Origin of the sequence: Maritimibacter alkaliphilus HTCC2654 (assembly GCF_000152805.1) — a bacterium.
GTDB lineage: Bacteria > Pseudomonadota > Alphaproteobacteria > Rhodobacterales > Rhodobacteraceae > Maritimibacter > Maritimibacter alkaliphilus.
In genome coordinates, this window is record NZ_CH902578.1 from 574,890 (window position 1) to 585,148 (window position 10,259).

General features: G+C 65.6%; 8 protein-coding genes. 4 read left to right on the forward strand and 4 right to left on the reverse strand.

Features of this window, described 5'->3' with window-relative positions; all coding sequences use genetic code 11:
* Nucleotides 1–7: 7 nt before the first annotated feature.
* Nucleotides 8–3,328, reverse strand: a complete 3,321-nt coding sequence (locus RB2654_RS03945) for a YhdP family protein (RefSeq protein WP_008328822.1) — start codon at nt 3,326–3,328, stop codon at nt 8–10.
* A 62-nt stretch (nt 3,329–3,390) separates the two neighbouring features.
* On the opposite strand from RB2654_RS03945, the gene bcp reads away from it, so the two are divergent.
* From bcp to RB2654_RS03965, 4 genes are all read left to right on the forward strand, one after another.
* Nucleotides 3,391–3,879 (forward strand): thioredoxin-dependent thiol peroxidase, encoded by a 489-nt coding sequence (gene bcp, locus RB2654_RS03950; protein ID WP_008328823.1) that lies wholly within the window; start codon nt 3,391–3,393, stop codon nt 3,877–3,879.
* Nucleotides 3,880–3,896: 17 nt separating this feature from the next.
* Complete coding sequence (locus RB2654_RS03955; protein WP_008328824.1) at nt 3,897–4,694, forward strand: ferritin-like domain-containing protein; 798 nt, start codon at nt 3,897–3,899, stop codon at nt 4,692–4,694.
* Nucleotides 4,695–4,856: 162 nt separating this feature from the next.
* The gene (locus RB2654_RS03960) at nt 4,857–6,185 is read left to right on the forward strand and encodes a M23 family metallopeptidase (protein ID WP_235889017.1); all 1,329 of its coding nucleotides are present in this window, start codon (nt 4,857–4,859) and stop codon (nt 6,183–6,185) included.
* Nucleotides 6,175–6,723 (forward strand): bactofilin family protein, encoded by a 549-nt coding sequence (locus tag RB2654_RS03965; RefSeq protein ID WP_040884369.1) that lies wholly within the window; start codon nt 6,175–6,177, stop codon nt 6,721–6,723. The genes RB2654_RS03960 and RB2654_RS03965 overlap by 11 nt, the downstream gene beginning before the upstream one ends.
* A gap of 48 nt (nt 6,724–6,771) precedes the next feature.
* Here the strand turns inward: RB2654_RS03965 and RB2654_RS03970 are convergent, their stop codons facing one another.
* From RB2654_RS03970 to RB2654_RS03980, 3 genes are all read right to left on the reverse strand, one after another.
* Entirely contained in the window at nt 6,772–7,581 is an 810-nt protein-coding gene (locus RB2654_RS03970) for a DUF2189 domain-containing protein (RefSeq protein WP_008328827.1), read from the reverse strand.
* Nucleotides 7,582–7,733: 152 nt separating this feature from the next.
* Nucleotides 7,734–8,861, reverse strand: a complete 1,128-nt coding sequence (gene prfB / locus RB2654_RS03975; RefSeq protein ID WP_008328828.1) for a peptide chain release factor 2 — start codon at nt 8,859–8,861, stop codon at nt 7,734–7,736.
* A 68-nt stretch (nt 8,862–8,929) separates the two neighbouring features.
* The gene (locus RB2654_RS03980; RefSeq protein WP_008328829.1) at nt 8,930–10,183 is read right to left on the reverse strand and encodes an Hsp70 family protein; all 1,254 of its coding nucleotides are present in this window, start codon (nt 10,181–10,183) and stop codon (nt 8,930–8,932) included.
* Nucleotides 10,184–10,259 lie beyond the last annotated feature (76 nt).

A 10,259-nucleotide genomic window follows, 5' to 3' on the forward strand; every position in this document is an offset into this window, starting at 1 on the left:
GTCGGCCTCACGGTGTGGGTTGCTGCGGCGCTTGCCTGCGGAAAACCTCGCGTAGCACACCCGGCGTCAGGATCGAAAGCGGATTGATCCCCACGTTCGGCTTTTTCGCGGGGCCGGTCAGCGTGAAGTTGAACCCGACAAGGCCCTCGCCGTCGCGCGCGCTCACCGCGCGGCCCAGCGAGTTGATGAGGTAGAAGGGCGACAGCGTGCCCTGCATGTCGAGCGTGTTGGACCCCAAGTTGTAATACCCGTCCATCGACAGGCCGAGCGAGGCGGAGACGGCGGAGGACGAATAGAGCGTCAGGCGTTCGGGCGAGAGGTTGAAGCGCCCCTTCACTTCGGAAAAGCCGATGCCGGGGCCGTCCAATTGGTCGAGCAGACCGACGACCGAGATCGCGGACAGAAGCTCGGCCATCGCGGGCGCTTCCACGAGGCGCGTGTCGGTGAGGGTGACGGAGCCTTCGAAGGTGCCCTTCTGGCCGGTCGGGGCGAGCACGACCTCGAGCGCGCCACCGCTGGCTTTGGTGAAGAGGTTGAGACCGCGCAGGATCTCGCCGCCCTGTGCCGCGTTGATCCGGTAGGCCGCACCGTTCTCGGTCTGGGCCACGGTGCCGGTGAGTTGCGCGCCGCCGCTTACCTGTGACGTGAACGTGCCGCGCAGACCGCCGGACAGATCGAAGTTCCCCCGGAAACCTTGCAAGACGATGCCCTCGGCGATCACCAGTTCATCCAGCGTCAGATCGAGCGGCGACGCGGGGCCGCGCGCGCCTCCGGACGACCCGCCGGACGAAAGCCCGGCGTTGCGCAGGTCGGCACGCCCGCCCCGCACGGCTATGGCGATGGGCGCGTTCCCCCGCCCGGTGAGCGTGACGGGGGCGTCGAGCCAGCCGCCAAGCCGCACGCGCGAGAAACTGGCGCGGTCGAGGCCCCCCGACTTGGTCGTGATCGTGCCGGATGCGGACAGGCCGGGCGCGGTGAGCGACAGGGTTTCGACCGTCGGCGTCGGGCCGAGGGTGGCGGTCAGGTCGAGCTGGCCGGAGGTGCCTGCGGCCTTGCTCCACCCGGTGCCGGGAATGGCCAGACGTGCCCCGACGAGGGTCGAACTGGCCGTCAGCGTGATCGGCTGATTGGGCACGATACGGGCCGTGAACTGCGCGGGCGCGGCACCGTCGAGGATGGCGGAGGAGAGGCCGAGGTTGAATTCCTCGACCAGCGCCTGACCGACCGTGATCGTGCCTTCGACCGTGGACCCCTGCCCTGCGGTCTCGGGCGCGATGGGCTGCACCCATGTCGCGCGCACGTCGACATCGCCGATCTTGCCCGGCCCCGTGACCTCGATCGCCTCGGGCCGCGCGGTGAAATCGAGCCGCTCCGCGGTCAGGGTGCTGCCCTTGATGATCTGGTCCGTGCGCACGTCGAACACCGACCCGGCCACGTCGAACTGAATATCCTCGATCGGGATCACGGGTTTTTGGAGGAAATTAACCGTGCCGTGGGCCGATACCCTGCCGGTGGCGACGTCCGGCCCGAAATCGTTGTTCTTGAAGACCTCGAACGGCGGCAGCTCCAGCAGCGCGAAGGCGCCCTGCACCGGCCCCTCGATCTTCACGTCGGCCTGCGCGGGGCCTTGCTTGACCGTCACATCCGGCACGGTGAAGCTGCTGCCCGAGACGTCCATGTCCATCCCGTTGGGCGCCGTCATGGTGCCCTGATCCACCCCGACGACGAAGCGTTGGTTCGCCAGCGACATATGGCCCGATGAATCGTGAACGACCGGCATCTGCTTCATCACGCGGACTTGGGCGCCCGTGGCTTCGGCCCCCATCATCAGAACCGCCGATTTCAGCGAGGGGCCGCGCAGCGCCATGTGAACGTCGCGCAGCGCGCCCGCCTCGACGTTGCGGAACATCCAGTCGCGCGGCTTGGGGGCCACCGTCTTGGGCCAGACCTGTTTCAGGTTCGGCACGTCGATGGACGGGATATGCGCGTTCAGTGCCATCGCCCATTCGTCGCCCGCCGCCGTGATCCGTCCGTCGAGGTTGAAGCGCGTCGATCCGCGAAACAGGACGACCTGCCCGATATCCACCGAGAAGGGCGAAAGCTTGACCCGGAAATCGGCAAACCCCCGGTCGATGGTCACCGGGGCGTCGAAGACCTCCGGCGTGGTGAACGAGGCCCGGTTCACGCGGATCTGCCCGATCACCGATTGCGGCCAGTCGTTCTGGAAGTCGGCGAGCATGAGCTTGCCGTCCAGCTCGATCTCGCCCAGATCCGAGGTGAAGGTAAGACCGGACAGTTGCAGCGCCTGTTGTTCCGGGTCGTAGTCCAGATACCCCTTGGCGCCGCCGAAGCCCACAGGATGCGAGGTCGGGTTTGGTTTGATCGCGCCTTCCTTGATCTCCATCGCGCCTGCGAGGTCCGAGATCGTGCCGTCGCCCGCGATGGTCGTGCGCAGGGCCCCGTCGATGGGGGCGTCGATCAGGTTCAGAAACGACAGCGCCGCCGATTGCGCGCCGATGTCGCGCGCGGCGGCGTTGCGGAAGCTGATCGACAGGGTGGCGGCGCTATCGGCCTTGGCGGTGCGCAGGCCCAGTTCGACCTCGGCCAGTTCGTCGGTCTGGTTGAAGACGTCGAAGCTCACTTCGGTTTCGACGATCTTGTCGGTCTGCCCCACCACCAGCCGTCCGTCGGTCACCTGCCAGATGCGGCCCGTCCGGGCGTCTTCCAGCGTGATGGTCAGGCCGAGCGCCTCGACATGAACCGCTTCGGCAAGGATACCGCCGTCGAACACGGCGTCGAATTCGTCGAGCACGTCGGCGAGGTTCCCGGTGGCGGTGTCGCCCTGCCCGAATTGCAGCGCGAAGCTGCCGTCCGCCAGCCGCCGAAACGTCACCTGCGCCCCCGACAGGATCACGGTGCGCGGCACGAATTCACCCTGAAACAGCGGTGCAAGGCGCACGCCGCCTTCGATCGAGTTCAATTGCGCGATGTCGAGGCCGGAGGCGTCCCTGAGCCCCACATCGACCAGACGCAGCCTAGGCCGGCCCTTGGGCGTGACCCCCAATTCGATGCGGCGGAGTGTGATCGACCCTTCGGGCATCGCCGTATTGAGTTCGGTCTCGACCCGTTCGGCGACCCAGTCGGGCAAGGCAATGGCCCGGCCGGTCAGCGACATCGAGGCCAATGTCAGAAACAGCCCCACGGCGGCGATGGCGAGGACGGACCAGATACCGAGGTGAAAATGCAGCCGACGCGGTCGCCACCGCGCGGCACGGGACGACGCGTCCGTGGGACGCGAAGGCGGCTCGTGCTCAGTCGGTTCGGTCATCTCTGGCCGGTGCTTTCCATCCGGGGGCTCGTGTGATTGAACCGTGATTAGGGCAAAGCCCAATGGAAGGAAAGAATATGGCCGATCAGCTTTTGGACATCGGCGCGAAAGCGCCCGCGTTTTCCCTGCCCCGCGATGGCGGCGATACCGTGTCGCTCGACGATTTCGCGGGCAAACCCGTGGTTCTGTTTTTCTACCCCAAAGCCTCGACCCCGGGCTGCACCAACGAGGCGCTGGATTTCACCCGGCTCCATCAGGCGTTCGTCGATGCGGGGGCCGTGGTTCTGGGCGCGTCCAAGGACAGCGTGAAGAAGCAGGAGAATTTCGCGGCCAAACAAGAGCTGACCGTGCCGCTTCTGTCCGATGCCGAGGGAACGCTGTGTGAGGATTACGGCGTCTGGGGCGAGAAGAAGATGTACGGCAAGACTTTCATGGGCATCACCCGCACCACCTATCTCATCGGCGCGGACGGCAAGATCGCGCAGGTCTGGCCCAAGGTGAAAGTGCCGGGTCACGCGGACGAGGTGCTGGCGGCGGTCAAGGCGCTTTGAGCCAGACGCTTGCCGAAATGGCGGTGGAGGTTCTCACCACCGCCGACGGGCGCGAAAAGACAGCCCTGTCGCGCAGACATGCGGCCACATGGTTCGCCGCCCGCGCGGCGGGCGATCCGCTGCCCGTCGGGCGGGCCGATCCCCCCGACTTTCCGGCGAGACCCGCACGACCGGAGTTGCTCGACCCGCGCGACGTGCCGCGCAGGCGACCCGGCAGCCCCGAGGGGCGCAAAGCGATCCTGCACGCGATCGCGCATATCGAGCTGAACGCGGTGGACCTGCATTGGGACATCATCCCGCGCTTCGCGGACACGCCGATGCCCGCCGGGTTCTATGACGACTGGGTGAAGGCGGCGGATGACGAGTCGAAGCATTTCAACCTCGTCTGCGATGCGCTCGAAGCGCAGGGAAGCCATTATGGCGCCCTGCCCGCCCATGCGGGCATGTGGCGCGCGGCCGAGGATACGGCGCGGGATCTGATGGGCCGGCTCGCGGTCGTTCCGATGGTGCTGGAGGCGCGCGGGCTCGACGTGACGCCCGGCATGATCGAGATTTTCCGTCAGGCGAAGGACACGCAGTCCGTGGCCGCGCTGGAGGTGATCTACTCCGAAGAAGTCGCGCATGTCGCCTATGGGTCCAAATGGTTTCACTTTCTGTGCGGGCGGCACGAGGCCGACCCCAAGGATGCCTTCCACGATCTCGTGCGTCGCTACTTCCACGGCGGGCTGAAACCGCCCTTCAACGAGGAAAAGCGCGCCGAGGCCGGGATGCCCCCGGATTTCTATTGGCCGCTAGCATCGGAACCCGCGCGCTGACCCCGCGAAATCGGCAGGTTCCTGCCCGATGCGACCCCCTGACCCGACCAAAAGGGTGATAAATTGTTGCACTTATGCAGTATCGCACGGTAAGGACCGACAAGCGCGCCGTTGGGGAACAGACGCGCAAGAATTGGGATGGGGCAATCAGACGGTGACAGCGTGCTGAACACAGTGGCCTACAGGTTTAACCGACGGCTCGAAAAGAGTTTTCCTGAGCAGCGGCTCTTTCTGCGCTCGGAACAGGGAACCCGCTTCGTGATCCTGACGCCGACCGTGCAACTGGTCGCTTGGGTCGTCAGCGCCGCCTTCGTCGCCTGGGCCATTATCGCCACCGCCGTCCTTCTGATGGATTCCGTGTCATCGGGTAGCGTGCGCGAGCAATCGCAGCGCGAGCAACGCCTGTATGAGGAGCGCCTTCGCACACTTGCCGACCAGCGCGACGCCCGCGCGGCCGAAGCGGTTGCGGCGCAGGAACGCTTCAACCTTGCCCTCGCCCAGATTTCCGAAATGCAGTCCGAGCTTCTCGCGTCGGAAGAGCATCGGCGCGAACTGGAAACCGGGATCAACGTGATCCAATCGACGCTGCGGCGCACGATGAATGAACGCGACGATGCGCGCGGGTCGCTCGAAGCGATGTTGGCCGAGGCGCGGGGCGAAGACGGCTCGGGCCAAGCCCCCGTCATGGTCAGCGGCGAGGATATGAGCCAGACCGTCGCCGTGCTGACCGCCGCCTTGGAAGCGACCGCCACGGAACGTGACGCCGCCTTGGCCGAAGCCGCCGAGGCCAAGACCGCCACCGACGACCTGATCTACGAGGCGCGGCTGCGCGACGAGCGCAACAACCAGATCTTCAGCCAGCTCGAAGAGGCGGTGACCGTCAGCCTCGAACCGCTCGACAAGATGTTCTCGGCCGCGGGCATGTCCACAGACAATATCCTTGCACAGGTCCGGCGCGGCTATTCCGGTCAGGGTGGACCGTTGATGCCGATGATCCTGTCCACCAAAGGCGAAGAGCCGAGCGAGGACATGGAGCGCGCCAACCAGATCCTGAACGAGCTGGACCGCATGAACATGTACCGGATCGCCGCTGAAAAGCTGCCGTTCTACATGCCCGTGCGTCCGGGCACCTTCCGCTACACCTCGGGCTTCGGCACCCGTTGGGGCCGCCTGCACGCGGGCACCGACATGGCCGGGCCGGTCGGGACGCCGATCTACGCGACCGCCGATGGCGTCGTGACCCATGCCGACTGGCAGTCCGGTTATGGTCGGCTCATCAAAGTGCAGCACGAGTTCGGGCTTGAAACCCGCTATGCCCATTTGTCGCGCATCCGGGTCAAGAAAGGCCAAAGGGTCTCGCGCGGGGACCTGATTGGTGATATGGGCAATTCCGGACGGTCCACCGGCCCCCATCTCCACTACGAAGTGCGCGTGGGCGGCAAGGCTGTGAATCCAATGACATATATCAAGGCAGGACGAGATGTTTTCTAAGAGCCGCATCAACGAACCGGGCCCCAAGGCGGGCGAGTCTGAAACCAAACCGGCAGGGGAAACGTCTATGCCGAAACCTCCGGCGTCCAGCGCCTCCTCGTCGGCCCCGATGCCGAGCACGCCCAAGGCGAAAGCCCCGGCCTCGACCCTGTCGTCGGACCTGACGGTGGTGGGCAACCTGCGCTCGACCGGCGACATCCTTGTCGAAGGCACGATCGAGGGCGACATCCGCGCCCACATGCTGACGGTCGGTGAAAGCGCCACCGTTAAGGGCGAAGTGGTTGCCGACGACGTGGTCGTGAACGGCCGGATCGTGGGCCGTCTGCGCGGCCTCAAGGTGCGCCTGACCTCGACCGCCCGTGTCGAAGGCGACATCATCCACAAGACCATCGCGATCGAAAGCGGCGCGCATTTCGAAGGCTCGGTTCAGCGTCAGGAAGACCCGCTGAACAACGGCGGCGCCCCGCGCCCCAAGGCCGCCGCGCCGCAGCAGCAGGCCCCGGCCCAGCAGCCCGCGCCGAAGCCCGCGCAGAACTGATCGGGATTTGATCCGATTTTGAAGGCCGCCCCGACCGGGCGGCCTTTTTCATTCCGGATGGACGAGCGCGCGGCGATACAGGTGCCAGGTGGCGTGACCCAGCACCGGCAACGCGATGAACAGGCCCAGAAACGCCGGGATCATCGCGGCGAAAAGGATCACAGCGATCACGATCCCCCAAAGGATCATCACCCCCCGGTTCGCCGCCACGAATTGCCACGACACGATCATCGCCGTGATGAAATCGAGTTCCTTGTCCAGAAGCAGCGGCAAGCTGACCACGGTCAGCGAAAACAGCACATAGGCCGTCACCGCCCCGACGAGCGTGCCGACGCCAAGCATCTTGATCCCGTTGAAGGAAAAGATCGTGTGCTGCCAGTCGGTCAGGATGTTCTGCATCGGCATTAGGCCGAGAAAGAGCGCAAAGATCATGTGAGCGATGAACACCCAGAACAGAAAGATCATGATGATGACCGCCGCCATCGACGGGATCTGGCGGTCTTTCTGGCGGAACACCACCCCGATAATCTCGGACCAGCGGCAGCCCATGCCGCCCTGCAGGTTCGCATCCCTCAGTTCCAGCCGTCGCGATACCTCATAAAGCCCAACGGCGAGGAACGGGGCAAGGAGCGGGAATCCCAGCGCGACGGGGATGATCGAATAGCTCTGATCGGCACGTTGCAGTTGCAGGACGAGGATGATGCCGCCCACGACATAAAAGGCCGCGAAGAACAGGCCGATCAGCGGGACGCGCGTGAAATCGCGCCAGCCGGCCCTGAGCACCTCGCCGATCACGGATGCGGAAACGGTCGCGACCTTGGGGGTCGGCGACGGTTCGGTCGCGGTGATGTCTGTCAAATGTCCCTCCCGCACGAAAGTTGTCACCTGTCGCGCGGTTCAGATTTGATCCGATGAATGTGTTTCGGTCAAGCGGCCGAATGCGGAGGCTGCATCCGGCGTGCATTCAAACAATCCAGTTGGCGCGTTTCGACGCGGCTCTCAGGTGCGACCTAGTCTTCCGCGTTGGCTTCGGCCCGGCTCTTGCCCGCCACGTCCATCGCCAGCGTCGCGGCCATCAGCCCGTCGAGGTCGCCGTCCAGCACGCCTTGGGTATCGGACGTTTCGAACGACGTGCGCAGGTCTTTGACCATCTGATAGGGCTGGAGAACGTAGGACCGGATCTGGTTGCCCCAGCCCGCATCGCCCTTGTTCTCATGCGCCTCGTTGATGGCTTGGTTCCGGCGGTCGAGCTCCATCTGATAAAGCCTTGATTTCAGGGCTTTCATCGCGATGTCGCGGTTCTGGTGCTGGGACTTTTCCGAACTGGTCACGACGATCCCGGTGGGGATGTGCGTGATCCGCACGGCGGAGTCGGTGGTGTTCACGTGCTGGCCGCCCGCCCCGGACGAGCGGTAGGTGTCGATGCGGATGTCGTTCGGCGCGACCTCGACCTCGATGTTGTCGTCCACGACCGGGTAGACCCAGACCGACGAGAACGAGGTGTGGCGACGGGCGGCGCTGTCGTAGGGCGAAATGCGCACCAGACGATGCACGCCGCTTTCCGATTTCAGCCAGCCATAGGCATTGTGGCCTGAGATTTTGTAGGTGGCGGATTTGATGCCCGCCTCTTCGCCCGGTGTCGTCGACTGAAGCTCAACCTTGTAGCCATGCGCCTCGGCCCAGCGGACATACATGCGCGCCAGCATAGACGCCCAGTCGCAGCTTTCGGTGCCGCCCGCGCCCGAGTGGACTTCGAGAAACGTGTCGTTGGGGTCGGCCTCGCCGTTCAGAAGCGCCTCGATCTCGGCGGCGGCGGCGCGTTCCTTGAGCGCCTTCAACGCGGCTTCGGCGTCCTTGACGACCTCGTCGTCGTCCTCCATCTCGCCCAGTTCGATCAGTTCGACGCTGTCGTTCTTTTCCTGCTCCATCGCCTTGTAGCCATCCATCTGGGCCACCAGCGACTGGCGTTCGCGCATAAGTTTCTGCGCCCGGTCGGGATCGTTCCAAAGCTCGGGGTCTTCGGTCATCGCGTTCAGCTCTTCCAGCCGGTGCTCGGCGGTTTCCCAGCCGATCCGTTGCCGAAGAAGGGCCAGCGATTTCTCGATGGCGTCCACGTTGTTCTGAGCCTCTGCCCGCATGGTCGTTCCTCTGCGCGTTATCCGCGTCTACCTATCAACGGTGCGGGGACGCGGCAAGGTGCGAGCGGTCAAACCGGCGTGCCGATACGCCGGTCGATGGCAAGGGCCAGCCCGTCGACGACCGCCGTGAAGGCCTCGGATCGCTCGAGCGTGGCCGCCGGGCAGACGCTGTGCGCCGCGCCTTCGACCAGCGACATGAGCGACGAGCCCCCGACGAGGACGACGCGGGAGATGTCGGCGGGTTTCACCGTTGCCAGGTCGAGCGTTTCGCGGATCGCCTGGGTGAGCGTGGCGGTCTGGTCGGCCAGTGCGGCGTCCATCGTGGCGCGGGTGATTTCGGCGGCAAGGCCCGGCTCCACCAGCCCCATCGCCACGCGCCCTGCCCCGTGCGGCCCGTTGGCGGCGATCTTGCCCCGCTCCACGGCGAAGGCGAGGTCGTGGCCGAGTTCCTCGTCGATCACGGTGGCGAGGCGTTCGATCAGGACCGGTTCAACCGCGTGCTTGCGGTAGTCCTTGATCGTGCGCCGGGTTTCGGGGCTGTACAGGAACGGGATCTTGGCCCATGTGGCGAGATCGACATAGAGCGCTTTGGGCATGGGCAGACGGCCCGCCCCCATGTCGCGCGTAAGCTGGCTGCCGTGGCCCAGAAGCGGCATCACATGGGTGAGCGAGATCGACTGGTCGAAATCGGTGCCGCCGAGACGAATGCCATTGGAGGACAGGATTTCGGCGCCCTCCGGACCCTCGCGAAAAACCGAGAAATCCGAGGTGCCGCCGCCGATATCGACGACGAGGCCAAGCCCCTCGCCCTTGCCCGCCGCGAGGGCCGCGGCCTCGGGTTCATAGACGAAGCGCAGGTGCTCGAAGCCCGCCGCGCGGTAGCAGGCGGCGAGGTCGTCTTGCGCGCGGGCGTCGCGCTCGGGGTCGTTCGAGTGGAAATGAACGGGGCGGCCCGAAACCGCGGTGGAGAAGGTCATCCGCGTCATATCCTCGGCGCGGGTTTTCACTTCCGTCAGGAACGCGGTGACGATGTCGGCAAGGGTCCGGCGCTTGCCGCCGATAAGACGGGTTTCGTGAAACAACGACGTGCCGAGCACGCTTTTCAGCGCGCGCATATAGCGCCCTTCGGTGCCCGCGATCAGCGCCTCGCCCGCCTGGGTTCCGATCCGCATCGCGCCGCCGGTGGGAAAGAAGACCGCCGTGGGCAGCGTGTCGTTCCCCGCCTCGAGCGGCACGCGGAAGGCTTTGCCGCCCATCAGCACGGCGGCGGCCGAGTTCGAGGTGCCGAAGTCGATGGCAAGGGTGCGGTGTGGGTCGGACATGGGGGCGCTCCTCGGGAAGCGCCGGGTTTATCCGGGGGGCGTGTGGGCTGCAAGGTGTTGCGCTGCGGCTTGCGCC